The sequence below is a fragment of the Actinoplanes oblitus genome (assembly GCF_030252345.1).
GTDB classification, from domain to species: domain Bacteria; phylum Actinomycetota; class Actinomycetes; order Mycobacteriales; family Micromonosporaceae; genus Actinoplanes; species Actinoplanes oblitus.
Map to the genome: position 1 here is coordinate 4,953,610 of NZ_CP126980.1, position 26,135 is coordinate 4,979,744.

Here is a 26,135-nt window from a genome sequence, read left to right on the forward strand (position 1 = left end):
GGCACCCGCCCAGTGGCGTCGAGTAGTGCGGTCCACGAGGTTCGACCCGTCTTCAGAGCGGCCAGCCGGGATCCATCGATCGCTTCCCGCCGGTCTTCCCCGGCCGTGACAACGAACACCGGCAGCGGCCCACGGCGGCCCAGCCAGCTGCGAGACCGGGACCGACCGGGACGCGGTGGCGCACGTCGCGGCGCTGCGGCCCCTCACCGGCGACGTGGTCCGGGCGCTGAACCCGAAGTCGAGCCTCGTCGCGGTCCGCACGGAGGTGGCCGCGACCGGCTACCCGATCGCAACGGCGGTCAGCTGGCGCAGTCCGGGCTGAGCACGCGGGCGGTCAGTCCGCGCCGGCCCTTCCGCGATGACGTTGGGAGAGGATGAACGTCAAACTGCTCCCGGCGCCGCCGCAGGACCGAGCGGCGACCGCCGGGGGCGCAGGAACCGGCGGATGGCGGCCAGCCACTCGGCCGGATTGTCGAAATGCGCCATGTGGGCGGCGTCGGGTATCTCGGCGAGCGTGCTGGCCGGCAGTACGGCGTGCAGACGTCTGGCCGTTTCCAACGGGAAGCTCATCTCCTTCTGGCCGTGCAGGATCAACACCGGCCGGCCCCAGTCGGACAGCACCTCGGCGGCGTTCTCGGGTCCGCCCGGCGGCCACGATCCGCTCAGGTACGGCCGGTCGTAGTCGCTGCTGAAGCGGACCCGGTCCAGGACCTCGCGCCAGCGGTCGAGGCGGTCGAGGCGCCACACCTGCAAGGGTGCCTCCGCGTCGGCCATCGCCCTGCTCAACGCGCCGTCCGGTGCCGCCGGACCGGTCAGCAGCGGGTCGTCGAAGCCGACCTCGGTACACAGACGGCGGCGCTGTTGGTAGTCGGCGGATGCGGCCAGCTCACTGTCGAAGTCGGTGTACGCCGTGGTCGACGCCAGGATCAGCCGGTCGACGACCTCGGGATGTCGCTGTACCAGGCGCATGGCGATCCGGCCACCGTAGGAGAAGCCGAGCACGTCGACGGGCCCGGTGCCCAGGGCGTCGACGAGCGCGGCGACGTCGTCGGCGAGCAGGTGGGGTCGCAGCTCGCTCTCCGGGAGGTCCCCGAGCGGCGGCGTACGGTGACTGCGCCCGCAGCCGCGCAGGTCGAACAGGACGACGTGGGCCGTGTCGACCAGCTCGGCGAGAGCCGGCAACAGGTAGCTGTGGTCCCAGCTCGGACCGCCGTGGATCACCACCAGTGCCGGCAGATCGCGATCCCCGAGGCGGCGGACGAACAGGTCGACGCCGTTGAGCCGGACGACGGCGCCCTCCGCGGTGACGTCGTCCAATGTGGCAGCTCTCATTGTGGTGATCTCACCCCGTGACGTTTTCCGATCGAGGAGGCTACGAACCCGGTCAGTTCGCGATGTAGGAACGTCAGAAAGTTCTGCAGGTTCGCGGCTATCTCCGTTGCACAGTCCGCTTCGTACGCCCCGCCGAGGAAGGACCCGTCCGCCAACCTGAGAACCGGCGAGCCCGATCCGCCGGCGAGGGCAAACAACGCTCCGCCGCCGTCGCTGCCGAACACCACCACGGCTCGCCCGTCGCTCAGCCGGCGCGGATGGCCCGGGTCGGCACCCGGTAGCGGCGGGCGGTGGATCCAGTAGCCGTTGTTGACGTCCGGCAACTCCACCTCGGCTACCACTCGGTGGAAGGACAGCAAGTCGCCCGGCACCGCGCCGCCGTGCAGCCGAGCCAGTCCGTCCAGTTCGGCTGCCGTAGCCGGCCCGCTGACGCCATGATCGCCAGGTGGGAACCCGAACCGCGATGCGAAGGTATCCAGCAGCACAGCGATATCCGAACGCATGCCGGCGCGCCACCGCTCGATCCACGCGTCATCCACGCCGGTCTGCCCTTCGTGCTCGGAGTCGAAGGCCAGCCTACTCATGACCCTGGATGGGACCCGGGCCGGCAAGGCGCCGGGCCGGACCACACTTCGTGTGCCAGAACCGCGTTGTGACATCGGATGTCATCAACCGACCGGACCTTCTCCCTCCCTGCGTGCTCGTCGAAACAACGGCAGCACTAGCTTGCCGTTTAACCTCCGACCCTCTCGCCGACGTCGCTGCGGACGAGGTCGGTGCGCCATCAAGGGTGACTACGGTGCGTGCTGGCCAGCGCGCTGGGCGCGGGCAGCGACGGGACCCAGCGCACGTTCTCTGCGGCAGATGTGCGCGCCGATGCGGCGTCAGCGGTGGACGTCGAAGCTGCCATTCTTGAAGACGAAGACGGACACCTCGTCGGTGTCGAACTCCTCCCGCATGTGGCCGCCGTATCCCTCGTCGGAGACATGCGGCGCAACGAATTCCAGGAGGGCAAGGGCCTCACCCAGTGCATCGTCGAGGCAGAGGGTTCGGGCATACAAGCCCCACCCGTAGACGTCCCCGCCCGGAGTGAAGCCACGCCTCTGACGTTGTAGCCGGGCAACCTCGCCGCCGGGCAGATAGCTGCTCGGGTCGGGGATCCACAACGGGAACGGCGAGCGTTCCCTGTGAAGGTGGTCCGGCCGCTCTTCGATCAAGCCGAGATGCCAACGTAGCGCCTCGAGGACGTGCTCTGGGGTGCGATCGTCGAGGAAGCAGCTGACGACGATCTCGTAGTGAAGGCTCACGCCGAGTGAAGATAGATCATGCCGGCACCCGCGCGATGATTAGCGCAGATCGCAGACTGTTCGCCTTGCGACATGGAGGACGCCTCGCTCAGTGACGAGAAGCCGCCGGACAGCGCGATCATCGACACAAGCCGGCCCTCCATCGGCGCTCGACAGCCGTGACGCTGGGTGGCGAGCGGACTGCGGCAAATGAGCGCTTCAAATTCGGGTGCATGTCGATGGCGTGGCCCGAGCAAACGACAGATCTGGATACCGGTTCTGCGCTCGCGGAAGCCGGCACCCACGAGCCACATCCGTTCGGCGCTGTGCTTAGCAAACTCATGGACAATCGGGGCCCCTCCGTGATGGACGTGGCCATGCGAACCTATCGCGCGATGTCGACCATCCACGCAGTCCAACGCGGAGGACGCAATCCGCACCCCGTTCTCGTCCGAGAGATCGCTCGCGCCCTGGACTTACCGGAAGCGGACTTGACCGCGATCGCCGGTCTTCATGATGAGGCGTTCGACGTTGCTAAAAACGCCGGTAAACGATCTGATGGACCATGATAGCGACGCACTCTCTTCGGCAGATCCGTGTACTCGTCGGATCCGTCTCCGAGCCGGCTGCTGTGACTGAGCGTCATGCGGTGCCGGAGGTAGGTGACGCTTCGGCACGCTGAGGCTCGCGGAGCCGTGTCCGCGGCTATCGATCATCGTTGTGGCGGTCATGGCGGATCGAGTAGCAGCGATCGATGTGTTGGCGGAGTTCCGTGAGCAGCTCTACCGGTGCATGACCCGGCGGCCGGACGCCTTGTTCGAGCTGACCGACGCGCTGCTGCGCACCGATGGGCCGGTCAAGATGCTGGTCGGACTGGTCCCTGCGGCCCGCTGCCGATCATCGCCGGCACGGTCATCCGCCTCACCGTCGAGCACCTGCCCAGCCGGGGTGAGCCGAAGCCGCTCTGGTTGTGGCGGTCCAAGGTCGACGCCGCCGCCGGCGATATCGACCGGTGCTGGCAGGCGTTCCTACGCCGCTTCGACATCGAGCACACCTTCCGCCTGCTGAAACAGACGCTCGGCTGGACCGCCCCGCAACTGCGCGAACCGGCCGCCGCCGACCGCTGGACGTGGCTTGTGCTGGCCGCGCATACTCAGTTGCGTCTCGCCCGGCCCCTGGCACAGGACCTGCGCCGGCCCTGGGAACGCCCGCTGGCGCCGGAGCGGCTCACCCCGGCCCGGGTGCGGCGCGGGTTTCGGAACCTCCGCGCGACCAGCGCCTCGCCAGCGCGTGCGCCTAAACCCAGCAGGCCCGGTCCCGGACGCCCGCCAGGCTCCCGTCACGCGCAGTGATCTGGTCCCTGACACTCAGGTGCTTAAGCGCCGTAGCCACCATTTGACGACGGTCATTACACCGATGGTCGTCCACACTGTGCCCTGTACCACGTAGATCATGATTCTGAGCCAGTCCGGGAAACCGGGGAGCAGGGACGGCAACAGAACAGTGAACCCACTCGCCGACAGAGCGAATCCGGTCACCACCGCCGTGAAGGCTGCTCCTCGTTTCAGTAGTACGCCGAGCGCGTAGAACAACAGCGCGGCCGTGGCCAACAGCGTCGCTGCCGCGGCGATGATTGCGGTGCGCTGATGCGGCAGTGATCCGATGCCCACACCGATCAGATACAGGATCGACGCCGCGATCAGGTTGGCCAGGACATTGACGCCTACATCTCGAACAAGTCGCGTGAACCCAGGTCGCGGGCCGGCTCCTGGACGGGGCGTGACGGTCATGCGTGACAACATACGGCGGTTGTCGCCAGCTCGAAGCGATCTGTTCGTGCTCCTGTTGAGCGACAGCAGAAATAGGCTGGCGGTCATTTCTTCGGCGATGTAGCGCCGGTTCGTTGGCCCGCCGAATGCCGGCTGCTTCCGATGGATGTCCGAGCCGCCTGCGATCGACACTCGGGACCACGCGCGATGGGGTCCACCAAGAGTGAGCCAGAGCCCCTTTCCGCCGTCGCTCGGCAGCCGGCCCGGCGGCGTGACGCCTCAGAGGCTGCGAGCCACGATGTCGCCGTACGCCGTGGTCGCGTGGATGGCCAGGCTGGCCGCGCCGTCGTTCTTCAGGTTGTTGTCGATGCGGCCGTAACCGGTGCCGGCGTCCAGCGCCGCCGAGACGCCCGGCGCGGCGTTCACGGCCACGTCGCCCATCTCGGTGCGCAGCACGACAGTGCCGCGGGCGGCCTCGGCGATGCTGATGTCGCCCTGCCCGGTGCTGATCTCCGCGGGTCCGGTCAGCCGGCCGATCGAGACGTCGCCGCCGGTGGTGGTGACCCGGACCCGGGTGGCCTCGTCGATGGTGATGGCGGCCTGCGCGCCGTCGAAGGCCACGTCGCCGAACCGGCCCTCGGCCCGGAACCCGGCGCACGCCGACTTCGCCTCGACCCGGGAGCCGGCCGGCAGTTCCACCGTCACCTCGATCACGCCGGACGGGCCGAAGAGCTGGTTCCTGGCGGTGGCCTCGATCCGCAGGACGCCGTCGGCGTACGCGATCCGGGTCTGTTCGGCGACCTTGACGTCGCGCGCCTTGCCGGCATCCGCGGGGCGCACCTCGACGGCGGTGTCGGCCCGGTCGCCGGCGATGAAGTGGATGTGCCCGGCCGGGATGTCCAGCATGGCGGAGATCGGGGCGGGGGTGTCGAAGTTCGGCATGGTGTCCTCCTGAGGTGATCGGTTCGGCGACGGTGACTGTCAGGGCAGGGTGAGTTCGTAGAGGTGCGACTTCCGCCGGATGCGGAAGCCGAGGTCGGCGCGCGCGGCGAGCAGCCCCGGATCGTCCGCGCCGGCGACCGCCTCCACCTCGTCGATGTGCGGGTGTTCCGCGCGCAGCCGTTGGATCAGGGCGGCGTTCACCCAGCGGCCCAGCCGGCGTCCGCGATGGCCCGGGAGCACCGCCGGCCCGTACTGGCGGGCCCGCCGCCGGGTGAGCATCCCGACCACTGCCACGGCGTACGCCGCCAGGTCACCGTCCGCGTCGGCGGCGGTCAGCACGGTGGTGCCGGGGCCGCTCGGGCTGCGGATCAGCTCCGCCACGTGCGGAGTGCCGGGCAGGTCACCGGTCCAGTGCAGCAGGCGGTATCCGGGGTGCTCGGTGTCGACCAGCTCACCCAGCCAGGCCTGGTGGACGTCGCCGTAGGTGAGCAGGTCGTGGCGCCGGCACCGGGCGTGCCGGAAACCGTGCCACTGGCAGAACGCCTCGGCCGGCGAGCCGGCGGGTACGTCAGCGACCAGCAGCGGCCCGGTCGCCCGGTCCCGGATCGCGGTGAGCAGCCGGGAGCCGATCCCGCGCCGCCGCCACTCCGGGCGCACGTAGAGGCTCAGCTCGGGGACGTGCGGCCGCACGCCGGGGACCGGCCACAGGCCGGCCGTCCCGACCGCCGCGCCGGGTGGCGCCATCGCCTGCCAGCGCGCGACCCCAGGGTGCGCCGGGACCGGCACGACGTGGATCGGAGGTTCGCTCACCGGGACACGATCGCCCGGCCCGGCGGCGAGAACAATGCGAAAGATCGTACCGCTGCTTAAGGCGCCGGTTATCGATCGGCCGTGAGGTCCCGGAAGCGGTCGACGACCAGATCCGGACCGCGGGCACGCGCCGGGTCCGCCGCGTCCAGCGGTCCGCCGCTTTCCGGTACGGTCGCGGCTCCCCGGCCGGCGGGAAGACCGGTCGTCGCATGCCGGCCGAGTCGGCTCGGCTCGCCGCTGTGACCGATGACCCGCCGCCGCGGGGTATGCCGCGAGCGGTGACCCCGTCAGAAGTGGGCGGCCAGGGTTTCGCCGACGGAGGTGATCACACCGTCGACGGCGTCGTCGTCGATGCCCTCCAGCTCGATGATGAGCCGGCTCACGCCCAGGTCGGCGTATCGGCGGACGGTGTCCGGGCCGGGCGGGCCGGGCGGGGTGATGGTGATCTCCAGATCGCCGAGGGCGGGTGGTCGCTGCTCGCGGCGGGCGGTCTCGGCCAGGGCGTGCAGTGCCTGGCCGGTCTGTTCGACGTCCAGGCCCCAGCCGTACCAGCCGTTCCCGTGCCGGACAGCCCGGCGGTACGCGGCGGCGGAATGGCCGCCGACCACGATGGGCGGATGCGGGCGCTGGACCGGCGACGGGTGCTGAACGACGCCGGAGAATGACACGAACCGGCCGGTGAACGCGGGCGCCGCGGCCCACAGGGCGCGCATCGCGGCCAGGTACTCGTCGGTCCGGGCGCCGCGCTCGGTGAGCGACACGCCCATCGCGTGCAGCTCCGGCTCGACGTAGCCGGCACCGACGGCGACGGTCAGCCGGCCACCGGACAGCACGTCCAGCGAGGTGAGCTGTTTGGCCAGCAGCACCGGCTGGCGTTGCGGGAGGACGATCAGGCCAACCCCGAGCCGGACGCGGCTGGTCACCGCCGCCAGGTAGGTGAGCGCGACCATCGCCTCCAGCCGCGGCGGGTTGCCCTCGCCGGCGGGCAGCGCGATGTGGTCACCGACCCACAGCGACTCGAAGCCCGCCTCCTCGGCCAGTACGGCCCGCCGGGCCAGGACGCCGGGATCGACGTTGCGGTCGCGGTGCAGCCCGTACAGTCCGAACTTCATCTGATCAGCCGCCTCTGCCGGATTCCGATGAGCGGAGGAGCCGCTCGTCGTCCCGTCAGCATGGTCCACCGGCCGCCGTCCGTCCACGGCCGAGAGACGGGTCCCGGTCCACCGTGGAAGATCGCCATGGCTACCCTGCGGCCATGGCCTTGACTCCTGACGAGTTTCATCAGCACGCGCTCGCCGCCGCGGACGGCGAGCACCGGCTGCCGCTGTCGCGCATGACGGGCTGGGAGGTCAGCCCGTTCGAGGAGGCGGGGCTGCGGGTCACGCCGCTGCGGGCGCCGGTGGTGCCGGAGCGGCCGCGGCACGGGGAGGACCCGGCGCAGTGCGAGATCTGCGGGGAGCGGGACAAGGGGATCTGGTTCACCGAGAGGTGGCGTCTGGACCGGGTCTCCGGTGTCGGGGTGCCGCTGGTGCTGATGCTCTATCCCCGCGAGCACTACGACCTGGCCGAGCTGCCGGATGAGATGGCCGCGGAGATGGGGCTGCTGAGCACCCGGATCGTCCGGCACATGCAGGCGCTGCCGCACGTCTCGCGGGCACACGTGTACCGGTTCGGCGACGGGGCGGCGCACCTGCACCTGTGGTTCTTCGCCCGGCCCGAGGGGCAGGCCCAGCTGTACGGCTCCTGGATGCTGGTCTGGGACGACCTGCTGCCGGAGTACCCGGCGGACGTGGCCGACGCGGACGCCGCCCTGGTCGCCGACGCGCTGCTGGCCTCGTCGGGCGGCTCCCGCACCCCGTAGCCGGCGATGGCCGTCACCCGATACTCGCGGACCGCAGCCCGTGCCGCGGGCGGAGGGGTCAGCCGCGGATCGGGGCGGTGGCGTTGGTCAGCCACGGGACCGCCGGGCTCGACTCCGGAACCGTGGTCACCTCCACCGCGAGCTCCCCGCCCGAGCTCCCGGCCGGCCGGCGGAAGGCGAACCTGTGCGTGACGCTCCCACCCGCCGCGGGCCCCGGCACCGTCACGCTGAACGAGTCCGGCTCGGTGGTCACCTTCGGCCAGTCGCCGGAGCGCCGCAGCCCGTCCGGCGGGTAGAACAGCAGGGTGACCTGCCGCGGAACCGCGCCCCGGCGGTGTGTCACGGTCACGTCGACGCTGCCGTAGCGGTAGCCGCCGGTCGCCGGGCCGAACGTCAGGGGACCGGTGCTGACCCCGGTCTCGGTGACGTGCGGGTTGACGGGCATCCGAGCCGGCCCGCTGACCTGGCTGAACCGGTCGGCGCGCAGGGCGTACCCGCGGGTCTGCCAGATCTGCGGGGTCGGGTCGGCGCAGCACCGCTGGTAGTCGGCGACCAGCGCGGTGATCACACCGTCGGCGCCGACCCGCGGGCTGGCGTCGCGGATGTCCCGGATCTCGCCGGTGGTGGCGGCCACCCGGCCCAGCGACACGATCCGGCCGGCCGCGTCCCGGTCGTAGGCGACGATCTGCTTGCTGCCGCCCTCGATCAGGCAGCCCAGCACCACGATGGTCTCGTCGGCGCCGTCGTGGTCGACGTCGCCGTAGGCCACCGACAGGATCATGACCGAGTCACCGTACGGCGGCTGCCCGGCGGGCACGGTCCTCGGCGCGATCGGCACCTGGCCGCCGTGGAAGCGCAGCCTGCCGGACGGGCCGCGGACGTCGTCGGCGGGCCAGGCCGGCACGTCCAGGGTCGCCTCGCGCAGCACGGACAGGGGGATGCGGCCGTCCGGCGCGGCCTGCGCGGCGGGCGGCGACAGGGCGAGGGGGAGTGACGCCGCCGCGATGACCAGCGTGGCGAACAACATGCGGGGGGCACGGAGAGAGTCCATGGTGGTGACATTCTGCGGCAGGCGGGCCGCCGATGCGGCCCGCTTCACCGGAATTCACCCGATATGGGTCAGGCGATCACGATGGTGCCGCCGGACTCCTTGACGGCCGTCTCGGTCAGCGGTTTCTGTGCCGGCCCACCGGTCGGCGCCCCGGTCGCGATGTCGAACGTGCTGTGGTGGCAGGGGCACTTGATCACCTTGTCGGCCACCTCGGCGAGCTTGCAGCCCTGGTGCGTGCAGAGGTTGCTGAACGCCTTGAACGTCCCCGGCTCCGGCTGTGTCACCACCAGGGCGTCGGTGATGACGCCGCCGCCCACCGGGACCTCGGCGGCCTTGGCGAGGGCTCCGCCGGTGGCGGTGCCGGTGGTGGCGGCGGTGGTGCTGCCGGCGCCGGCCTCGGTGCCGGGGGAGGAGGTCGAGCCGCACCCGGCCAGCACCGCTCCCGCGCCGGCGCCGCCGATCAGCACGCGCCGATTCACCCCGCTCATGCGGCGCAGTCTACCCAGGATCACCCGGTGGCTCGAACTCCTCGAACACCAGGAGGGTCCGGGTGTTCACCACCCCGGGCATCCCCTGGATCTCGTCCAGGACCAGCCGCCGCAGGTCGGTGTTGTCCTTCGCCCGCACCAGCAGGATCACGTCGAACTCCCCGCCCACCAGGGCGATGTGCACCACGCCCGGCAGCCGGCGCAGCCGCTCGCCCACCGGCCGCCAGTCCGCCTGGTGCAGGTTCACCGTGACGTACGCCGAGGTGCTCATCCCCGCCGCCACGTGATCGATGTCCGCCCGGAACCCGCGGATCACGTTGGTCTCGCGCAGCCGCTGCACCCGGGCGTACGCGTTGGCCCGGGAGATGTGCAGCGTCTCGGCGAGCTGACGGATCGGCATCCGCCCATCCCGGCCCAGCTCCGCGAGGATCCGCTGGTCGATGTCGTCGAGCGTGCCGGCCACCTGTCTTCAACTCCCTGTCCGATTGCCCGTCCGGTTGGACGTTTGGCTCCCCGCGGGCTCCCGCGGAACGCAATCTTCTCGATCTGTCCCAGATTATGGAACATCAGTGACCGGGGACACACGATAGCGGCATGACGCCTGACCCACGCCGGCTCTTGCCGTCCGACGCACCCGTGACCCTCATCGACCCCGACGGGAAGGCCGTCGGGAACGCCGTCCCCGACGACGCCACCCTGCTCCGGTCGCTCGGCGCGCTGATCACCGCCCGCCGGCTCAACGATCAGGCATACGCACTGGTCCGCCAGGGCCGGCTGGCCGTCTACCCGTCCTCGCACGGCCAGGAGGCCTGCCAGGTCGCTGCCGCCCAGGTCCTCGACGCCGACGACTGGCTGTTCCCGACCTACCGCGACACCGTCGCCGCGGTGGTCAAGGGCGTCGACGTGGTCGAGGCGCTCAGCCTGCTCAAGGGTGACTGGCACTGCGGTTACGACCCGCACGAGCACAAGGTTGCCCCGCACACCACCCCGCTCGCCACCCAGTTGCCGCACGCCGTCGGGGTGGGGCACGCGGCCCGGCTGCGCGGCGAGCCGACGGTGGTGATGGCGATGTGCGGCGACGGCGGCACCAGCGAGGGCGACTTCCACGAGGCGCTCAACTTCGCCGCTGTCTTCCGGGCGCCGGTCGTCTTCTTCGTGCAGAACAACGAGTACGCGATCAGCGTCCCGCTGGCCCGCCAGTCCGCCGCCCCGTCGCTGGCGCACAAGGGCGTCGGGTACGGCATCCCCGGTGAGCGGGTCGACGGCAACGACATGGCGGCCCTGCTCAGCGTCCTCGGCGAGGCCGTGCGGCGGGCCCGCGCCGGGGAGGGGCCGCAGCTGGTCGAGGCGCACACCTACCGGATCCAGGCGCACACCAACGCCGACGACGCCACCCGCTACCGGGACGAGGCCGAGGTCGCCGCCTGGGTGCCCCGCGACCCGATCACCCGGCTGCGCGCCTACCTGCAGGACCGCGGCGTGCTCACCGCCGAAACCGAGACCGCGTTCAGCGAGGCGGCCGAGCGTGCCGCCGGCCACCTGCGCGACGGTCTCAACCGGGACATCACCCCCAACCCCCAGGACCTTTTCGCGTACGTCTACGAGCGTCCCACCTCGCAACTGCGCGAGCAGGAAGCCCTGATCGCCGACGAGCTGAGCCGGGAAGGAGCCCTCTGATGAGCACCGTGGTGCACGAGAAACTCTCCATGGCGCAGGCCCTCAACCAGGCCCTGCGCGACGCGCTGGCGGACGACCCGGCGGTGGTCGTGTTCGGCGAGGACGTCGGCGCGCTGGGCGGCGTCTTCCGGATCACCGACGGGCTGACCGCCGCGTTCGGCGAGAACCGCTGCTTCGACACGCCGCTGGCCGAGTCGGGGATCGTCGGGATGGCCGTCGGGATGGCGATGAACGGCATGCGCCCGGTCGTGGAGATGCAGTTCGACGCGTTCGCCTACCCGGCGTTCGAGCAGATCGTCAGCCACGTCGCGAAGATGCGGAACCGGACCCGGGGCCGGGTGCCGCTGCCGATGGTGATCCGGGTCCCGTACGCCGGTGGCATCGGCGGCGTCGAGCACCACTGCGACTCCTCGGAGGCGTACTACGCGCACACGCCGGGCCTGCAGGTGGTCGCGCCGGCCACCCCGGCCGACGCGTACGCGCTGCTGCGGGCGTCGATCGCCAGCCCGGACCCGGTGATCTTCCTGGAGCCCAAGAAGCTCTACTGGAGCAAGGAGGAGATCGAGTTCCCGGTCCAGGCGCCGGGCATCGGCACCGCCGTCGTGCGCCGGTCCGGGACCGACGCGACGCTCATCGCGTACGGCCCGAGCGTGCCGGTGGCCCTGGAGGCCGCCGAGGTCGCCGCCGCCGAGGGCCGCAGCCTGCAGGTCGTCGACTTGCGCTCGATCGTCCCGTTCGACGACGAGACGGTGTGCGCCGCGGTGCGCTCCACCGGCCGCGCCGTGGTCGTCACCGAGTCGGCCGGGTTCGCCGGCGTCGGCGCGGAGATCGCCGCCCGGGTCGGCGAACGCTGCTTCACCAGCCTGGCCGCCCCGGTGCGCCGGGTGGCCGGCTTCGACATCCCGTACCCGCCGCCGAAGCTGGAGCACTTCCAGCTGCCCGGCGTGGACCGGGTGCTCGACGCCGTCGACGACCTCAACTGGGAGCAGTGATGACCACGCGTACGTTCGTTCTGCCCGACCTCGGCGAGGGCCTCACCGAGGCGGAGGTGGTGCAGTGGCTGGTCGCCGAGGGCGACGTGGTCGCCGTGGACCAGAGCATCGCCGAGGTGGAGACGGCGAAATCGGTGGTCGAGGTGCCGTCCCCGTACGCCGGCCGGGTCCGCACGCTGCACGCGAAGGCGGGCAGCACCCTCGCGGTCGGCGAACCTCTGATCAGCGTCGAGGCGGCGGAGGTGGCCGCGGAGACGGCGGCGGCCGAGACCTACCGGGAGGAGGAGAAGGCCGGCTCCGGCAACGTCCTGGTCGGATACGGCACCTCGGACGCCCCGGTCCGGGCCCGGCACCGCAGGCCGCGCGCCGGCGTGCGGACCGCGACCGGCCCGGCCGCGCGCCCGCCGCAGGTCGTCTCGCCACTGGTCCGCAACCTCGCCCGCAGCAACGGCGTCGACCTGACCACGGTGGAGCCGACCGGCCGGGGCGGGGTGATCACCCGCGCCGACGTGGAACGGGCGATGGCCGCCCCCGCCGCGACCGCGGCCGCCCCCGCCCCCGCCGCGACCGCCCCCGCCGCGGCCGCGGGCTCGGGGGAGCGGCGCACGCCGCTCACCGGGTTCCGCAAGGCCGCGACGGCCGCGCTCAGCCGTAGCCGCGCCGAGATCCCCGAGGCCACCGTCTGGGTCGACGTGGACGCGACAGCGCTGTGGCAGCTGCGCGAGAGCAACCCGGACGGTCCCGGCCTGCTCGCCTACCTGGCCCGGTTCACGGTCGCCGCGCTGCGTGAGTTCCCGGTGCTCAACGCCCGCTTCGACGCCGACCGGCAGGAGATCGTCGAGTACGACCGGATCGACCTCGGCATCGCCGTCCAGGGCGAACGCGGCCTGGTCGTGCCCGCCGTCATCGGCGCCGAGGCGATGACCACCGCTCGGCTCGGCGAACAGATCCGCCGCCTGACCGCAGCGGCCCGCGCCGGCAAGGCCACCGCGCAGGAGCTGTCGGCCGGCACGTTCACCCTCAACAACTACGGCAACCTGGGGGTCGACGGCAGCGCCGCGATCATCAATCACCCGCAGGTGGCGATCCTCGGCTTCGGCCGGATGATCGACCGGCCGTGGGTGGTCGACGGCCAGCTCTGCGTTCGTAAGATCACGCAGATGAGCTTCGTGTTCGACCACCGGGTCTGCGACGGCGGCACGGCGGCCGGTTTCATGCGCCGCGTCGCCGACGCGATCGAGAACCCGGCCTCGGCGATCGCCCGCCTGTGACCGGCGTCGTGCTGCTGGCCGCCGAGGTGGCCGGCGGCCCGGCGTTCGACGCCGCGCTCGGGCCGCTGCTGCTGCGCCACGGCCTCGGCGACGCCCGCGACATCCTGCGGGTGTACTCGCCGGAGCCGACAGCGGCGTTCAGCCGCCGCGACACCCTGCGCCCCGGCTACGAGCGGGCGGCCGCCGCCGCCCGCTCGGCCGGGTTCACCCCGGTGGTCCGGCCGCAGGGCGGCAGCCTCGCCGTCCAGCACCCGGGCAGCGTGATCATCGACCACGTCCACCGCTCGGGCCCGCAGCCACCCGACCCGGCCGGCCGGTTCCGGCACTTCGCCGCCATGCACGCCGGGATGCTGCGCCGGCTCGGCGTCGACGCGCGGATCGGCGCGGTGCCGGGGGAGTACTGCCCGGGCGAGTACAGCATCAACGACGGCCGCGCCAAGCTGGCCGGCTCCGCCCAGCGCGTCACCCGCGACGGCTGGCTGTTCAGCACGGTCATCCAGGTCACCGGCTCGGCCGTGCTGCGTGGGGCGCTGACCCCGGCGTACGCGAATCTGGGTTACGCGTTCGATCCGGAAACAGTGGGCGCCATCGCGGACCGCACCCCGGCGGTGTCGGTGGCGATGGTGATCGCGGCGGTAATGGCCGCCTACGGAGTGCCGGGTGACCCGGTCACACTGCCGGAGCGGGTGCGCGCCGAGCTGCCGGCCGGGGCTCGCTGATCAGGGACAGGCGGCCGCGGCCAGCCGCTGGAACTCGTCGGCGCCGCCGTTGAAGAGGAAGTCGACGGTCTGGGTCAGCGCTATCGCGGTGAGGTCGCGGTTCGGGTCGTTGAACCAGACGGTGCCGTAGCCGCCCTCCCAGCCGTAGCGGCCGGGCTGGGAGATCGCGTCCGGGACGACGCTGACGCTCATGCCGTATCCCCAGCCACGGCCGGTGAGCGGGTACGGGCCGGCCTCGGCGAGCTGCGCCGGGGTCAGCTGGTTGGTGGTCAGCAGGCGGACCGACTCGGCCGACAGCAGCCGCCGGCCGTGATGAACGCCCCGGTCGAGCAGGAACCGGCTGAACGCGGCGTAGTCGTCGAGGGTCGAGGCGAGCCCGGAGGCGCCGGACGGGAACGCCGGTGGCCGGGTCCACTCCCGCGGCGGCGAGCCGGGTTGCCGTGCCAGCCGTCCGGTCGCCGGATCGGTCGCGTAGAGGCCGGGCAGCCGCGCCGCCTCGGCGCGGGGCAGGGTGAAGCCGGTGTGGTCCATGCCCAGCGGCCGGAACAGCCGGTCATGGAGGAAGTCGCCCAGCGGCCGGCGCGCGGCCCGGGCGATCAGCACACCGAGTACGAGCGCCGCGGTGTTGTACTGCCAGCGGGTGCCCGGCTGGTACATCAGGGGCAGGGTGCCGAACCGCCGGGTCCACTCGTCCGGATCGAGCGGCGTGCGCGGGTCCGGTTGCGCCAGCACCAGCCGCAGCTCGTCGCCTCTGGTGACGATCGGGTACGGCGGCTGGAAGCTGGGCTCGAAGATCATGCCGTGGCCCATCCGGAAGGTGAGCACGTCCGCCACCGTGATCGGGCGCGCCGCCGGGACCGTCCGGTCGAGCGGAGCGTCGAGGCGGGTGAGGACCCGCCGGTCGGCCAGTTCGGGAAGCAGCCGGTCGATCGGCTCGTCCAGGGCCAGCCGGCCGTCCTCGACCAGCATCATGGCGGCTGCCGCGACGATCGGCTTGGTCAGGGACGCGATCCGGAACGGGGTGGCCCGCCGCATCGGCTCGGCGCTGTCCAGTGCCACGGTGCCCACCGTGCCGACGTGCCGGCGTCCGCGGTGCGCGACGAGGTAGACGGCGCCGACCAGTTGGCCCCGGGCGACGCGGGCGGCCATCGCGTCGTGCAGGTCGGCGAGGCCGGCCCGGCAGGACGCACCGGTGCCGGCCGAGGCGCGTACCGCCCCGCCGCCCGTCACCACGCCGACGGCGCCCGCGGCGGCGGTCAACAGTGTTCGTCTGAGCATTGCCGGTCCTCCTGACGCATGTGTTCGGTCATACCGATGGAGACGGTCGGCAGGATCCGGACTCGACGGTGGTGACCACTCGCTTCGCTATGACTCACGTCACAGCTCGGGTCGGCAGGGTGAACCGGGCGCTCCGCTGATCATCCGACGGTGACCGGGCACGACTCCGTTGTGGACCGTCCGCCGGGCGCGTGCGATGATCGGCCGCGCTCGGGCAGACCGGCGGGGGAGGGCACTGATGGGCGACGACGACGGTGATCGGGTGGAGCTGAACACCGGCCGGCCGCATCCGGCCCGGGTGTACGACTACCTGCTCGGCGGGAAGGACAACTTCGCCGCCGATCGGGAGGCCGCCGAGCGGGGGCTGAAAGCCAACCCGGACAGCCGGATCCCGCCCCGGGAGAACCGGCTCTTCCTGCGGCGGGCCGTGCGGTTCCTGGCCGAGCGGGGCATCGACCAGTTCCTCGACATCGGGACCGGGATCCCGAGCGCGCCGAACGTTCACCACGTCGCGCAGGGCATCAACCCGCGCGCCCGGATCGTCTACGTCGACAACGACCCGATCGTGCTGACCCACGCCCGCGCGCTGCTGACCAGCCACCCGGACGGCCGGACCGACTACATCGACGCCGACCTGCGCGAGGTCGACACGATCCTGGACGCGGTGCGGCGCAGCGACACGCTGGACCTCGACCGGCCGGTCGGACTGCTGCTGATCGCGATCCTGCACTTCATCGGCGACGAGCACGACCCGGCGGGGATCGTCCAGCGTCTCCTGGCGGCCCTGCCGCCGGGCAGCTACCTGGCGCTGTCCCACCTGACCGGCGACTTCCGGCCGGAGGCGTGGGCGCAGGTGGCCGAGATCTACCGCAAGCAGGGCGTCACCATGCGGGTCCGGTCCCGGGCCGGGATCGAACGGTTCTTCACCGGTCTGGAGCTGGTCGAGCCGGGACTTCAGGTGGTGCCCGCCTGGCGGCCCGACCTCGGGGAGCCGACCGGGCTGCCGGATCCGTCGGACGCACAGGTCTCGGTCTACGGCGCGGTGGCCAGGAAGCCCTGATCCCCTATCGTCGAGCGGGTGCGGATACGAGAGATCACCGAAGCCGACTGGCCGCAGGTGTGGGTGATCATCCGGGACGTGATCCGGGAGCGGGCGACCTTTCCGTACGACCCGGAGATGACCGAGGAGCAGGCCCGCCCGCTGTGGATCGAGTCGCCGCCCGGCCGGACCGTGGTCGCTGTCGACGGTGAGCGGGTGCTCGGCACGGCGAAGATGGGGACGAACCGCCCGGGCCCCGGATCACACATCGCCACGGCGAGCTTCATGGTCGCCGCCGCCTCCCGCGGGCGGGGCGTCGGCACCGCGCTCTGCCGGGACGCGCTGGACTGGGCGAGGCGGGCCGGTTACGCGGGGATGCAGTTCAACGCGGTGGTGGCCACCAACCGGTCCGCCGTCGAGCTGTACCAGCGGCACGGCTTCGCGATCCTCGGCACGGTGCCGGAGGCGTTCGAGCACCCCACACTCGGCCGGGTCGGCCTGCACCTGATGTATCAGGCGTTCTGAGCGACCGCCAGGAAACTCGCGGCGGTCCCCGGGCCGAGGCGCAACCGTTTCGGGTACGCCGTACCGAAACCGTCCCACCCAGCGCGGACCGTCCGCGCCGGGCGATCCCCGCGCCCAGCGGATCGCGGTGATCGTGCGCGCCGCGCCACCGTGCGGCGACGCCGAGCAGCACGCCGGCCGTGTCGTGCCGCCCGGAAATGTCGGGGGGTGCCGCTAGCCTCCGGGGCGTGATGACGAATGGTGTGGGACGCGTGCCGACCGCGGCCGAGGAGGACCGGTTCTGGGAGCTGGTCGAGTCGGCGTGGGTGGCGTGCGGACCCGAGGCGGCGCGGCTGCGCCGGGCGCTGGCCGAGCGTGACCCGGCGGCGGAGGACACCGACGCCTATGGGCTCGAGGGCTGGACGGAGCAGTTCCTGACCCGGCTCCGGGAGCTGTGCGACGGACTCTCCGCCGCCGAGCTGACCGATCTGGACCGGGTGGTCGAGCGGAAGCTGTTCGACCTCGACCGGGCGGAGGTCCACGAGTACACCGACGGGTCGGACGACGGGTTTCTGTATTGCCGGGGATTCATCGTCGCGGCGGGCCGCCGTTTCTACGACGCGGTCGCCGCCGACCCGTCGATGGCCCTGATGGACGCGGAGTGCGAGGAGATGTGCTACTTCTTCGCGCACCTGCACGACAAGCGGTTCGGCGGGCATCCCGACACCGGCTCCGGCATCAGCCGCGAGACGGGTGGCAACTCCGCGGGCTGGTGACGCTCCGGCGGTCGGCTACCGGTTCGGGGGCCTTCGGGGCGCTCTCACGCCAGCGTGAGCCACCGGATGCCGAGCCGTTCCACCCGCTCAGCGTCCGCCGGCTCGAGCGGCTGCCGGCCGGTTGCCTTGCGCAGGAAGGTCAGCCGGTCCCAGCCCAGCTCGCGGATCGCGCTCTCCCCCTCCCGGCCGAGCTGCAACTCCATCACCACGTCTCCCGCCTGCCGGGTCAGCCAGGGCACGTGTCCCAGCGCGTCGGCGATGTCGAGGCCGTGGACGGCGATCTCCACCACCCGAGTGAGCAGGAACTGCGACAGCAGCATCGCGTCCCCATGCCGAGTGCGCACCACGCGGTCCGTCCGCTCGGCGCGGCACTGCCGTTCCACCGCCTGCCATGTCGCGGTGAAATCGTCGAGAAGCGCGGCACCGCTTCCCCACCCGGCCGCATGGTCCTGCGCCAGACCGATCCGGGCCGTATTGGTCTGCACCGCGAAACGGTCGTCCGGCCGGTAGTAGTCGACCGCGGAGACCTCTGCCGTGGCCGGCTCGGCAGCGGTCAGCATGCCCGGCAGCCAGGCGATCACCACCCGGACATGACCCAGCAGCTCCCGGACCGTCCATGGTTCGCACCTCGTCGGGAGGTGCCATTGCCTCTCGGACAGACCTGTCACCGCCCGAGAGAGACTCGCGGCCTCCAGACGGAACGCCTCCAGTGCACGGCTCAACGGCATGTTGATCAAGCTAGCAACCGGGCTCCCGCGGCGGCCGCCCGTGCACCGCATCGCTACGACCGGGCGCACGAACCGCGGCCAGATCGTGAAGTCGGCTTCGGCGACTCGCGGACTGTGGGCGTATGGCGTTGCCGTGAGAGGTACGACGCGCCGTCTCCTGCCGCGTCGACGGCGACCGCGCTCGTTCCGCCGTGTCGCGTTTTCGCGAACCGGGAAGACAGCCACATACCGCCGCGGGCTCGGGAAGACTTGGGCTCGTGTCCGAGGATGAAACACGCCCCGCGGTTCCGGGCGAGGAGATCCTGCGCGGCCAGATGGTCGCTCCCCTTCCCGACGGCGCCGCCCTGTGTTCCGCCTTTCTTCTGGTGAAGCTCGACAACGGTGAGTGGTGCGCCCGCTCCATCGGGGCGGGGTACAACCGAGTCGAATTCCTGGGCCAGCTCGTGGCGTACACGAGGGCCCTGGCCCAGGACGAGGCCCAGGGATGGTTCCTGGACGAGGACTAGCCGAACTGTCGACCGCTCACGCCGCTGACCGAGTGGCCGGGAGCGATGGAGGCAGACGAACTCTTCCGCCTCCGGCAGCCGCGGGCGCGGTCCCGCCGCCGGGCGTGAGTGGGGCGTTGGTGTCAGGCCGGGACGCGGGTGGTGTTGACGCACTGGGCGACGTCGAGGACCAGCAGCAGCCGGCCTTCGGTCTTGTAGGCGCCGGTGACCAGCGAGCGGGACGGGCCGGTCAGCGTCGCCGGCGGCTCCTCGAACATGTTCTCGTCCAGGTAGGCGACCTGCCCGATGCGGTCCACCAGCAGGCTCACCGGCTCACCGGCGTACCGGACGATCACGTTCATCACCAGGCCGGACATGTCCCGGCGCGGCAACCCGAACTGAACACGCAGGTCCACCGCGGCGATCACCTGCCCGCGCAGGTTGAACAGGCCACCGACCGCGTTCGGAGCCATCGGCACCGGCGTGTACTCGCTGTACGACAGCACCTCCTGCACGGCGTCCACGTCCACGCCGAAGAACTGGTCGGCGACCTCGAAGGTGACGAACTGGCGACTCGACATGCGTGACTCCCGGGATGATGTCCGCCGAGAGGGATGCCGCGACGGTTCAGCAGGATTATCGGTAGGTCTGGTGCCGAGCCAAGGAGTCCGGCGGAATCAATCGGCAACGCCTGGCCGAGGCCGTCACCATCCACGCCGGCTCGGTCGTCGGTGCTCTCCGTGGCGGTCCCTGGCGACGGAGCGGGCGGCCTTCCCGGAGGACGCGCTCGCCCGGCGGGAGATCGGTGTCCACGAACGCGGCATGATCTTCGCGCGGCCGGATGTCGAGGGGCCGGGTTAGCTCGGCCACTCGAGATAGCTGACGTGTCAACTACTTCGTAGTGTTGGGGCATGGACGGTGGGCGGACCACGGTGGTGGTCATCGGTGCTGGTCAGGCGGGCCTCTCCGCGGGCTACCACCTGAAGCGGCGGGGCTTCGGCAGCGCGCTGGACACCGATGGCGGCGACCGGGGCCGGACCTTCGTCGTGCTCGACGCGGCGGACGGGCCCGGGGGAGCGTGGCGGCACCGGTGGGAGTCGCTGCGGATGGCCACCGTCAACGGGATCTTCGACCTGCCCCGCTTCCCGAAGCCGGTGCTCGATCCCACCGAGCCGAGCCGGACGGCGGTGCCGCGGTACTTCGCGGACTTCGAGCGGGCCGCCGGGTTGCCGGTGCTGCGGCCGGTGACGGTGCACGCCGTACGCGAATCGGGTCTTGATCTTGAAGTGGAGACCGACCGCGGGACGTGGGTCACGCGGGCGGTGATCAATGCGACCGGCACGTGGACCAATCCGGTCCTGCCGCACTATCCCGGGCAGGACAGCTTCGGCGGGCGGCAGCTGCACACCCGGGACTACGTGGCGGCGGACGAGTTCGCCGGGCTGCGGGTGGCGGTGGTCGGTGGCGGGATCTCCGCGGTGCAGCAGCTGGAGGAGATCTCGCGGGTGGCGACCACCTACTGGTACACGCGCCGCGAGCCGGTGTTCCGGGCCGGCGGGTTCGAGCCGGAGGTGGCCGGCCGGGAGACGATCGCCAAGGTCGTGGCGGACGTCGAGGCGGGCCGGCCGACCGGGAGCGTCGTCTCCTACACCGGGCTGGCTTGGACGCCCTACGCGCTGGCGGCGAAACGGCGCGGTGCCCTGGAGCGGCGGCCGATGTTCACCTCGATCGAGCCGGCCGGGGTGCGGGAGGCGGACGGGTCGTTCACGGCGGTCGACGTGATCCTGTGGGCGACCGGCTTCAAGGCGGCGCTCGGCCACCTCGAGCCGCTCGGGTTGCGCAGCGAGCGGGGCGGGATCCGGACGGCCGGCACGCAGGTGGCCGGGGAGCCGCGGGTGCATCTGATCGGATTCGGCCCGTCACAGTCGACGGTGGGTGCGAACCGGGCCGGGCGGGACGCGGTGAACGCGCTCGTGAAGTATCTCGATATTGAGATCTTGGACCACTCCGAGCCTTTCGCGACGTCCGGCCGTATGAAAGATTAGGCGTCATCATCGACGGCCTGGGGGAGGTCTGGCGCGACATGGCTGGTGCCGCATCGCGATGGGTTCTGGCGCTGCTGCTCGGATCGAGCACGGCGCTCGTGGCGGCGACGCCCGCCGAGGCGGTTCCGGCCGCCTCGTGCGCTGTCGGCGCCGTGAGTGCGGCGGATCGCGCGATAGCGGCCCAGTTGAAGCCCTCGATGAACGGGCGGCGGCTCGGCCAGTCGGTCAGCGGGCGGGCCATCGCCTGCGCGCGGGTCGTCGTCGGCGTCGTCCAGCAGCGCAAACTCGGGCAGCGGGCGGCGCTCATCGCGATCACCACGGCGATCGCCGAGAGCGAGCTGACCAACCACATCGTCGCGGTCGACCACGACAGCCTGGGACTGTTCCAGCAGCGGGCCTCGCAGGGCTGGGGGCGCCCGGAGCAGCTGATCGACCCGACGTACGCGACGAACGCCTTCCTGAACGCGATGCTCCGCAAATACCCGGACAGCCGCTGGATGAGCGGGGACATCGGGGCGATCTGCCAGAAGGTGCAGATCTCGGCACGGCCGGCGGCGTACGCGCCGGAGGTGCACGACGCCGCGCTGATCGTGGCAGCGGTCTGGTCCCGGCCCGCCGGGACGTCGACGCCCCGCCCGGCGACCACGACGACGCCGATCGGCCCGTTCCAGAAGACGCTCGTCACCGCCCAGGTCCCGACGGCCGGGTGGGACGGCCGGCACGCGCTCGCGATGGCCGACTGGAACGGCGACAACAAACCCGACCTGTTCGTGGTGACCGGGGCGGGTGCCACCACCGGCCGGACCGAGATCCGGATCATGGACGGGGCGACGAACTTCCTGTCGCTGCTGCTGGTGACGGCGACGGTGCTGGGACCGACCGACGAGCGGCACGCGTACGCGTTCACCGACTGGAACGGCGACAAGAAGCCGGACCTGATCCTGACGCAGCGGTCCGGGACGGCGAGCGGGCGTACCGAAGTGCGCGTCGTCGACGGCGCGTCCAACTTCCAGAAGGATCTGCTGAACACGGCGACCGGGCTGCCGGCGACCGACGACCGCTACCAGTTCGCGGTGGCGGACTGGACCGGCGACGGGCGGGCCGACCTGGTCGCGGCGCAGACGGCCGGGACGAGAAGCGGGAAGGTCGAGGTCCAGGTCCTCGACGGAGCGTCGAACTTCCAGCAGGTCGCGCCGGCCGTGGTCAGCGGCACGCCGGCCGGGGCCGGTGTGCAGGTCGCGGCGCTGGACTGGAACGCCGACAAGCGGCTCGATCTGGTGACCCTGCAGAACGGCGGCCTGCGGGCCTGGGACGGGACGGGGCTCGGACGGTCACTGGCCCAGGCGAACGCCGCCGTCGTCGGCAAGGAGGTCGTGGTCACCGACTGGAACGCCGACGGGCACCCGGATCTCGCGGCCGTCCAGGCGGCGGGCACCACCCCGGGCCTGGCCGAGGTGTCGGTCCTCGCGGGGCAGTAACGCGTCAGCCGGACCGCTGGCGTTCCTCCGACGGTGGCGACATCCGAGACGGATGGGTCGGCTTCGGGCTCTGTCGCCGGTGCTGTGCGGGTGACCGAGGCGGGGTGGCGCCGGGATCTCCGCTGGCGGTGGGCTGCCTTCGCGACGAGCGAGGTCGGCAGCGCGCTGGGCTACTCGGCGTTGCCGATCGTCGCGGTCCTGGTGCTCAGGTCATCGGATTTTCAGGTCGCCCTGTTGAACGTGCTCGCCGGTGTCGTCAGCGCTGTACTGGCGTTGCCCCTGGGCCCCTGGATCGAGCATCACCGCAAGCTGCCGGTGATGGTCGCGGCGGATCTGCTGCGCTTCGCGGTGATCGTGTCGATACCCGCTGCTGCCCTGCTTGGCGTTCTGACCTACTGGCAGCTGTGCCTGGTCGCGGTCGTGCAGATGGTGGCTCGTTTGGTGTTCAACTCGGCCGGAGTCGCGCAACTGCGGACGTTGGTGCCGATCGAGCATCGGCCGGCGGCCAACGGCCGATTCGAGACGACGTTGTGGACCGCGAACGCGATGGGCAATCCCGCGGGCGGCGTGATCGTTTCGTGGTTCGGCGCCACCGTCACGATGGTTCTCGACGCCGTCAGCTTCCTCGCCTCCGCTCTGCTGCTGCGCCGGCTTCGAACGACCGAGCCGCCGCCAACCCGGGCCACGGAGCACCACTGGGCGCGCGACATCACGGCGGGATGGCGCTACATCCTCAGGCATCGTGGACTGGCGGACCTGTTCTGGAACTCGATCATTTTCGGGGGCTGCCTCATGGCCCTCACTCCGCTGCTGACCATCATCGTCCTGCGTGATCTCGGCTTCGCTGCATGGCAGTTCGGACTGATCAGCGGCGTTGCGGGAGTGGCCGGAACCCTCGGGTCGTTGCTGAGCAAGCCATTGACGACACGGCTCGGCGGCCACCGGCTCTTGCTTCTCGGCGGTGTCGGCCGCAACCTGTGGCTCTGCCTCATCCCGTTCGCGCCGTCGTCGACTATCGGATTCATCATGATCGCCGCCTCAGAGTTCTTGCTGGTGTTCTTCGCTGGCATGTTCAACCCGGCCTTCGCGACCTACCGCATGAACGCCACCGATGACGCGCACATGTCCCGGGTGGTCCTGGCGTGGTCCGTCACCAACAAGACGATCCAGCCGATATTCACTGCCGCCGCCGGCGCTCTCGCTGCCGCCACCAGCGCGAAGACATCGGTGATCGCCCTGGCCGTGATCCTGGTGTTCGGCATCGTGTTGCTGCCGTGGCGCCACGACACGCAGGGCAAACCAGCCCAGCCATCACCCGACACGAAGGCACCGCGCCGCCAGCGTCACTAGGCGGATGGTGACGGATGCTGGTGGACAACGGCGCCATCGGGAACGCGACCGGCGTGCTCTGCCTGCTGGCATCGCGTCAGTCGAACCAGTTGAACAACAGATCGCCGCGTCGAGACGGACGATGGTAGGCGACATCACGCCGCTCATCCGCCATGAGCGCGTGCAGATCGCGATCACTGAGCGGTTCATTGAGCTGCGCCGGGCTGGCCACCTGGAGTCCTCGCTCCGAGAAGACCCCGCTGCCTGGCACGGCTGTGAACACCAGTGCGGTCTCCTGAGGATCGGCCGCTTCGGCCGCAGCGACCAACACCGCGGCCGCGTTGAACAAGATGACCCCTGCGACACCGTCACGGGCTTTCACCGCCACCCGGTAGTAGTTGCGGCCCACAGTCGGTTCCTCGGCAGCGGTGACGACGGCACCGCGGACGCTCCTCATCGCCTCGTGCACGGCGGCGAGCCAGGAAGCACGCGCGGCGTGATCGACGTGTGGCTTGGTCACGCCCGGCTGCAGCAGTTCGAGGATCTCCACGAGCTCATCGTCAAGCATCTGCCGTGAAGACGGAACTCATTCGCTTCGTTCTCATGGCCGAAGCCAGGGGTGGCCGGTCGATCCGGGCTCGCCGCAAAATGGCTGGCGGCGGCGACGGATCGGGGCGAGGATCCGGCTGTGCCTGAAGTTCGTGTGACAGCGGGTGTGGTGCGCGGCCGGGTGGAGGCCGGGCTGGCGGTGTTCCGCGGGATTCCGTACGCGGCACCGCCGGTCGGGGTCAACCGGTTCGGCGCGCCGCGACCGGTGGAACGCTGGGACGGGACACGGGCGGCGGTGTCGTTCGGGCCGCCGGTGCCGCAGAGCGAGGTGCTCGGCCGGGACGCGGCCCGCGAGGCCGACGACGGCGACTGGCTGACCCTCAACGTCTGGTCACCGGCTCTCGACCCGGCGGCGGGACTGCCGGTTCTGGTGTGGATCTACGGCGGCGGGTACGCGGTCGGCATGTCGAGCCGGCCGGAGTACGATGGCGGCCACCTCGCCCGGGACGGCCAGGTCGTCCTGGTGACCTTCAACTATCGGCTCGGCGTGGAGGGTTTCGCGCACCTCGCCGGGGCGCCGGACAACCGTGGGCTGCTCGACCAGGTCGCCGCCCTGGAATGGGTGCGGGACAACATCGCCGCGTTCGGTGGCGACCCGGGCCGGGTGACGGTCTTCGGTGAGTCGGCCGGTGCCGGCTCGGTGGCCGCCCTGCTGGCCATGCCCCGTGCGGCCGGGCTGTTCCGCGGCGCGGTGGCGCAGAGCGTGCCGGGCACGTTCTTCTCCCGCGAACTCGCCGCCGACGTCGCCACCGCCTGCGCGGCCGAGCTGGGGCTGCGTCCGACCGTCGCGGACCTCGCCGAGGTGGACCCGGCGCTGCTGGTCCTCGCGGGTGACGCGGCGGTGGCCGAGCCGCCGGACCGCTGGGGCCAGGCCGGGTACCGGTCGATCGGGTTCGCGCCGGTCGTCGACGGCGACACCCTGCCGGACACGCCGTGGCGCGCGGTGGCGGCCGGCTCCGCCCGGGACGTGGTCCTGCTGACCGGGCACACCCGGGACGAGCAGCGGCTGTTCACCGCGATGGCCGGCCTGCTCGGGCAGGTGACCGCCGGGCAGGCGGCGACCGCTCTCGACATGCTCGCGCCCGGCCCGGACGGCGCGCGGCGCTATCGGGAGGCCTACCCGGAGGCCGGCCCCGAGCGGCTCTACGAGCTGGTCCACTCCGACTGGCTGTTCCGGATGCCCAGCCTGCGTCTGGCCGACGCGCAGGTCGCGGCCCGCGGTCGAGCTTTCCTGTACGAGCTGAGCTGGCCCGCCCCGGGTATGGGCGGAGTCCTGGGTGCCTGCCACGGCCTGGACGTCCCCCTCGTCTTCGGCAACCTGACCAGCGGCCAGCCCGCCCTGCTCCTCGGCGACCGCGGTGGGCGGCGCGGCGACGGCGGTGACCGGCGCGGTGATGAGAGCGAGCGGTCCGTGGATGGCATCGCCGAGCCCGGCGACGACACTGCTCGGCCTGTCGATGAGGCGGCCGTCCTGTCCGCGCGGATGCGGGCCGCCTGGACCGCCTTCGCCGCCGACGGCGATCCGGGCTGGCCCGCCTACACCGCCGACCGGCGGAGTACCCGGATCTTCGACGTCCCGGATGCCGTCGCCGCCTATCCCGAGGAGCGCTCCCGGCTGATCTGGGCCGGTCACGACTTCCCGCCGCTCACCAGGAGCCTGCAATGA

At 71.6% G+C, this 26,135-nt stretch carries 30 protein-coding genes and 1 pseudogene; 16 read left to right on the forward strand and 15 right to left on the reverse strand.

Annotation, left to right across the window (positions count from 1 at the left end; all coding sequences use genetic code 11):
• The first annotated feature begins 175 nt into the window (after nt 1-175).
• Nucleotides 176-322: a hypothetical protein gene (locus Actob_RS22170; protein ID WP_284913698.1), complete on the forward strand. Its 147-nt coding sequence runs from the start codon at nt 176-178 to the stop codon at nt 320-322.
• A gap of 59 nt (nt 323-381) precedes the next feature.
• Here the strand turns inward: Actob_RS22170 and Actob_RS22175 are convergent, their stop codons facing one another.
• From Actob_RS22175 to Actob_RS22190, 4 genes are all read right to left on the reverse strand, one after another.
• Nucleotides 382-1,332 (reverse strand): alpha/beta fold hydrolase, encoded by a 951-nt coding sequence (locus Actob_RS22175; protein ID WP_284913699.1) that lies wholly within the window; start codon nt 1,330-1,332, stop codon nt 382-384.
• Nucleotides 1,329-1,916 carry a hypothetical protein gene (locus tag Actob_RS22180; protein WP_284913700.1) on the reverse strand — a complete coding sequence of 196 codons (588 nt, stop codon included), beginning with the start codon at nt 1,914-1,916 and terminating at the stop codon, nt 1,329-1,331. The genes Actob_RS22175 and Actob_RS22180 overlap by 4 nt, the downstream gene beginning before the upstream one ends.
• A gap of 300 nt (nt 1,917-2,216) precedes the next feature.
• Nucleotides 2,217-2,639 (reverse strand): hypothetical protein, encoded by a 423-nt coding sequence (locus Actob_RS22185; RefSeq protein WP_284913701.1) that lies wholly within the window; start codon nt 2,637-2,639, stop codon nt 2,217-2,219.
• Nucleotides 2,636-2,767: a hypothetical protein gene (locus Actob_RS22190; protein ID WP_284913702.1), complete on the reverse strand. Its 132-nt coding sequence runs from the start codon at nt 2,765-2,767 to the stop codon at nt 2,636-2,638. Before Actob_RS22190 ends, Actob_RS22185 begins: the two co-directional genes overlap by 4 nt.
• A gap of 84 nt (nt 2,768-2,851) precedes the next feature.
• Between Actob_RS22190 and Actob_RS22195 the strand changes: the two genes are divergently transcribed.
• Both Actob_RS22195 and Actob_RS22200 read left to right on the forward strand, forming a co-directional pair.
• Nucleotides 2,852-3,187: a helix-turn-helix domain-containing protein gene (locus Actob_RS22195; protein WP_284913703.1), complete on the forward strand. Its 336-nt coding sequence runs from the start codon at nt 2,852-2,854 to the stop codon at nt 3,185-3,187.
• Between the two features lie 309 nt (nt 3,188-3,496).
• Nucleotides 3,497-3,961: pseudogene (locus Actob_RS22200) on the forward strand (NF041680 family putative transposase); the annotation flags it as partial.
• Nucleotides 3,962-3,985: 24 nt separating this feature from the next.
• Here Actob_RS22200 and Actob_RS22205 read toward each other — a convergent pair.
• From Actob_RS22205 to Actob_RS22220, 4 genes are all read right to left on the reverse strand, one after another.
• The gene (locus Actob_RS22205; RefSeq protein ID WP_284913704.1) at nt 3,986-4,579 is read right to left on the reverse strand and encodes a hypothetical protein; all 594 of its coding nucleotides are present in this window, start codon (nt 4,577-4,579) and stop codon (nt 3,986-3,988) included.
• Between the two features lie 87 nt (nt 4,580-4,666).
• Nucleotides 4,667-5,329, reverse strand: coding sequence for a DUF4097 family beta strand repeat-containing protein (locus tag Actob_RS22210; RefSeq protein WP_284913705.1), 663 nt, complete (start codon nt 5,327-5,329; stop codon nt 4,667-4,669).
• Nucleotides 5,330-5,368: 39 nt separating this feature from the next.
• Nucleotides 5,369-6,139 carry a GNAT family N-acetyltransferase gene (locus Actob_RS22215; RefSeq protein ID WP_284913706.1) on the reverse strand — a complete coding sequence of 257 codons (771 nt, stop codon included), beginning with the start codon at nt 6,137-6,139 and terminating at the stop codon, nt 5,369-5,371.
• 287 nt (nt 6,140-6,426) lie between these two features.
• Entirely contained in the window at nt 6,427-7,251 is an 825-nt protein-coding gene (locus Actob_RS22220; protein WP_284913707.1) for a TIGR03619 family F420-dependent LLM class oxidoreductase, read from the reverse strand.
• A gap of 143 nt (nt 7,252-7,394) precedes the next feature.
• Here Actob_RS22220 and Actob_RS22225 point away from each other — a divergent pair, with 143 nt between their 5' ends.
• Nucleotides 7,395-8,000, forward strand: a complete 606-nt coding sequence (locus Actob_RS22225) for a hypothetical protein (protein WP_284913708.1) — start codon at nt 7,395-7,397, stop codon at nt 7,998-8,000.
• 58 nt (nt 8,001-8,058) lie between these two features.
• Here Actob_RS22225 and Actob_RS22230 read toward each other — a convergent pair whose 3' ends face one another.
• The 3 genes from Actob_RS22230 to Actob_RS22240 form a co-directional block, all read right to left on the reverse strand.
• On the reverse strand, nt 8,059-9,051 hold the full coding sequence (locus Actob_RS22230; RefSeq protein WP_284913709.1) for a hypothetical protein: 993 nt from the start codon (nt 9,049-9,051) through the stop codon (nt 8,059-8,061).
• Nucleotides 9,052-9,119: 68 nt separating this feature from the next.
• Complete coding sequence (locus Actob_RS22235) at nt 9,120-9,539, reverse strand: Rieske (2Fe-2S) protein (protein WP_284913710.1); 420 nt, start codon at nt 9,537-9,539, stop codon at nt 9,120-9,122.
• A gap of 10 nt (nt 9,540-9,549) precedes the next feature.
• The gene (locus Actob_RS22240; RefSeq protein WP_284913711.1) at nt 9,550-10,002 is read right to left on the reverse strand and encodes an Lrp/AsnC family transcriptional regulator; all 453 of its coding nucleotides are present in this window, start codon (nt 10,000-10,002) and stop codon (nt 9,550-9,552) included.
• A 131-nt stretch (nt 10,003-10,133) separates the two neighbouring features.
• On the opposite strand from Actob_RS22240, the gene Actob_RS22245 reads away from it, so the two are divergent.
• Genes Actob_RS22245 through Actob_RS22260 form a run of 4 tightly spaced genes read left to right on the forward strand, consistent with a single transcriptional unit; the run spans nt 10,134 to nt 14,198 of the window.
• Complete coding sequence (locus Actob_RS22245; RefSeq protein WP_284913712.1) at nt 10,134-11,216, forward strand: thiamine pyrophosphate-dependent dehydrogenase E1 component subunit alpha; 1,083 nt, start codon at nt 10,134-10,136, stop codon at nt 11,214-11,216.
• Entirely contained in the window at nt 11,216-12,208 is a 993-nt protein-coding gene (locus Actob_RS22250; protein ID WP_284913713.1) for an alpha-ketoacid dehydrogenase subunit beta, read from the forward strand. The genes Actob_RS22245 and Actob_RS22250 overlap by 1 nt, the downstream gene beginning before the upstream one ends.
• On the forward strand, nt 12,208-13,479 hold the full coding sequence (locus tag Actob_RS22255) for a dihydrolipoamide acetyltransferase family protein (protein ID WP_284913714.1): 1,272 nt from the start codon (nt 12,208-12,210) through the stop codon (nt 13,477-13,479). Before Actob_RS22250 ends, Actob_RS22255 begins: the two co-directional genes overlap by 1 nt.
• A complete protein-coding gene (locus tag Actob_RS22260) occupies nt 13,476-14,198 on the forward strand; it encodes a lipoyl protein ligase domain-containing protein (protein ID WP_284913715.1) in 723 nt (240 codons plus the stop codon). The genes Actob_RS22255 and Actob_RS22260 overlap by 4 nt, the downstream gene beginning before the upstream one ends.
• On the opposite strand, the gene Actob_RS22265 is transcribed toward Actob_RS22260, so the two are convergent.
• Entirely contained in the window at nt 14,199-15,476 is a 1,278-nt protein-coding gene (locus Actob_RS22265; protein WP_284913716.1) for a serine hydrolase domain-containing protein, read from the reverse strand. It lies immediately after the preceding gene.
• 238 nt (nt 15,477-15,714) lie between these two features.
• On the opposite strand from Actob_RS22265, the gene Actob_RS22270 reads away from it, so the two are divergent.
• From Actob_RS22270 to Actob_RS22280, 3 genes are all read left to right on the forward strand, one after another.
• On the forward strand, nt 15,715-16,536 hold the full coding sequence (locus Actob_RS22270) for an SAM-dependent methyltransferase (protein WP_284913717.1): 822 nt from the start codon (nt 15,715-15,717) through the stop codon (nt 16,534-16,536).
• An 18-nt stretch (nt 16,537-16,554) separates the two neighbouring features.
• Nucleotides 16,555-17,040: a GNAT family N-acetyltransferase gene (locus Actob_RS22275; RefSeq protein ID WP_284913718.1), complete on the forward strand. Its 486-nt coding sequence runs from the start codon at nt 16,555-16,557 to the stop codon at nt 17,038-17,040.
• A 230-nt stretch (nt 17,041-17,270) separates the two neighbouring features.
• Complete coding sequence (locus Actob_RS22280; RefSeq protein ID WP_284913719.1) at nt 17,271-17,795, forward strand: DUF4240 domain-containing protein; 525 nt, start codon at nt 17,271-17,273, stop codon at nt 17,793-17,795.
• Nucleotides 17,796-17,839: 44 nt separating this feature from the next.
• On the opposite strand, the gene Actob_RS22285 is transcribed toward Actob_RS22280, so the two are convergent.
• Complete coding sequence (locus Actob_RS22285) at nt 17,840-18,523, reverse strand: maleylpyruvate isomerase N-terminal domain-containing protein (RefSeq protein ID WP_284913720.1); 684 nt, start codon at nt 18,521-18,523, stop codon at nt 17,840-17,842.
• A gap of 257 nt (nt 18,524-18,780) precedes the next feature.
• Between Actob_RS22285 and Actob_RS22290 the strand changes: the two genes are divergently transcribed.
• Entirely contained in the window at nt 18,781-19,029 is a 249-nt protein-coding gene (locus Actob_RS22290) for a hypothetical protein (protein WP_284913721.1), read from the forward strand.
• A 122-nt stretch (nt 19,030-19,151) separates the two neighbouring features.
• Here Actob_RS22290 and Actob_RS22295 read toward each other — a convergent pair whose 3' ends face one another.
• Complete coding sequence (locus Actob_RS22295; RefSeq protein ID WP_284913722.1) at nt 19,152-19,589, reverse strand: chemotaxis protein CheW; 438 nt, start codon at nt 19,587-19,589, stop codon at nt 19,152-19,154.
• Between the two features lie 330 nt (nt 19,590-19,919).
• On the opposite strand from Actob_RS22295, the gene Actob_RS22300 reads away from it, so the two are divergent.
• The 3 genes from Actob_RS22300 (at nt 19,920) to Actob_RS22310 (ending at nt 23,881) form a co-directional block, all read left to right on the forward strand.
• A complete protein-coding gene (locus tag Actob_RS22300) occupies nt 19,920-21,053 on the forward strand; it encodes an NAD(P)-binding domain-containing protein (RefSeq protein WP_284913723.1) in 1,134 nt (377 codons plus the stop codon).
• A 38-nt stretch (nt 21,054-21,091) separates the two neighbouring features.
• A complete protein-coding gene (locus Actob_RS22305; protein WP_284913724.1) occupies nt 21,092-22,531 on the forward strand; it encodes an FG-GAP repeat domain-containing protein in 1,440 nt (479 codons plus the stop codon).
• 90 nt (nt 22,532-22,621) lie between these two features.
• Entirely contained in the window at nt 22,622-23,881 is a 1,260-nt protein-coding gene (locus Actob_RS22310) for an MFS transporter (protein WP_284913725.1), read from the forward strand.
• Nucleotides 23,882-23,957: 76 nt separating this feature from the next.
• Here the strand turns inward: Actob_RS22310 and Actob_RS22315 are convergent, their stop codons facing one another.
• Nucleotides 23,958-24,410 carry a hypothetical protein gene (locus Actob_RS22315; RefSeq protein WP_284913726.1) on the reverse strand — a complete coding sequence of 151 codons (453 nt, stop codon included), beginning with the start codon at nt 24,408-24,410 and terminating at the stop codon, nt 23,958-23,960.
• 138 nt (nt 24,411-24,548) lie between these two features.
• On the opposite strand from Actob_RS22315, the gene Actob_RS22320 reads away from it, so the two are divergent.
• Entirely contained in the window at nt 24,549-26,135 is a 1,587-nt protein-coding gene (locus Actob_RS22320) for a carboxylesterase/lipase family protein (protein WP_284913727.1), read from the forward strand.

What these genes read in the sequence shown, in the direction of transcription:
- Actob_RS22220 (WP_284913707.1), bottom strand. Translation starts at nt 7,251, where the DNA reads ATGAAGTTCGGACTGTACGGGCTGCACCGCGACCGCAACGTCGATCCC.
- Actob_RS22225 (WP_284913708.1), top strand. Translation starts at nt 7,395, where the DNA reads ATGGCCTTGACTCCTGACGAGTTTCATCAGCACGCGCTCGCCGCCGCG.
- Actob_RS22245 (WP_284913712.1), top strand. Translation starts at nt 10,134, where the DNA reads ATGACGCCTGACCCACGCCGGCTCTTGCCGTCCGACGCACCCGTGACC.
- Actob_RS22270 (WP_284913717.1), top strand. Translation starts at nt 15,715, where the DNA reads ATGGGCGACGACGACGGTGATCGGGTGGAGCTGAACACCGGCCGGCCG.
- Actob_RS22250 (WP_284913713.1), top strand. Translation starts at nt 11,216, where the DNA reads ATGAGCACCGTGGTGCACGAGAAACTCTCCATGGCGCAGGCCCTCAAC.
- Actob_RS22235 (WP_284913710.1), bottom strand. Translation starts at nt 9,539, where the DNA reads ATGAGCGGGGTGAATCGGCGCGTGCTGATCGGCGGCGCCGGCGCGGGA.
- Actob_RS22265 (WP_284913716.1), bottom strand. Translation starts at nt 15,476, where the DNA reads ATGCTCAGACGAACACTGTTGACCGCCGCCGCGGGCGCCGTCGGCGTG.
- Actob_RS22285 (WP_284913720.1), bottom strand. Translation starts at nt 18,523, where the DNA reads ATGCCGTTGAGCCGTGCACTGGAGGCGTTCCGTCTGGAGGCCGCGAGT.
- Actob_RS22305 (WP_284913724.1), top strand. Translation starts at nt 21,092, where the DNA reads ATGGCTGGTGCCGCATCGCGATGGGTTCTGGCGCTGCTGCTCGGATCG.
- Actob_RS22210 (WP_284913705.1), bottom strand. Translation starts at nt 5,329, where the DNA reads ATGCCGAACTTCGACACCCCCGCCCCGATCTCCGCCATGCTGGACATC.
- Actob_RS22280 (WP_284913719.1), top strand. Translation starts at nt 17,271, where the DNA reads ATGACGAATGGTGTGGGACGCGTGCCGACCGCGGCCGAGGAGGACCGG.
- Actob_RS22230 (WP_284913709.1), bottom strand. Translation starts at nt 9,051, where the DNA reads ATGGACTCTCTCCGTGCCCCCCGCATGTTGTTCGCCACGCTGGTCATC.
- Actob_RS22195 (WP_284913703.1), top strand. Translation starts at nt 2,852, where the DNA reads ATGTCGATGGCGTGGCCCGAGCAAACGACAGATCTGGATACCGGTTCT.
- Actob_RS22175 (WP_284913699.1), bottom strand. Translation starts at nt 1,332, where the DNA reads ATGAGAGCTGCCACATTGGACGACGTCACCGCGGAGGGCGCCGTCGTC.
- Actob_RS22255 (WP_284913714.1), top strand. Translation starts at nt 12,208, where the DNA reads ATGACCACGCGTACGTTCGTTCTGCCCGACCTCGGCGAGGGCCTCACC.
- Actob_RS22295 (WP_284913722.1), bottom strand. Translation starts at nt 19,589, where the DNA reads ATGTCGAGTCGCCAGTTCGTCACCTTCGAGGTCGCCGACCAGTTCTTC.
- Actob_RS22300 (WP_284913723.1), top strand. Translation starts at nt 19,920, where the DNA reads ATGGACGGTGGGCGGACCACGGTGGTGGTCATCGGTGCTGGTCAGGCG.
- Actob_RS22180 (WP_284913700.1), bottom strand. Translation starts at nt 1,916, where the DNA reads ATGAGTAGGCTGGCCTTCGACTCCGAGCACGAAGGGCAGACCGGCGTG.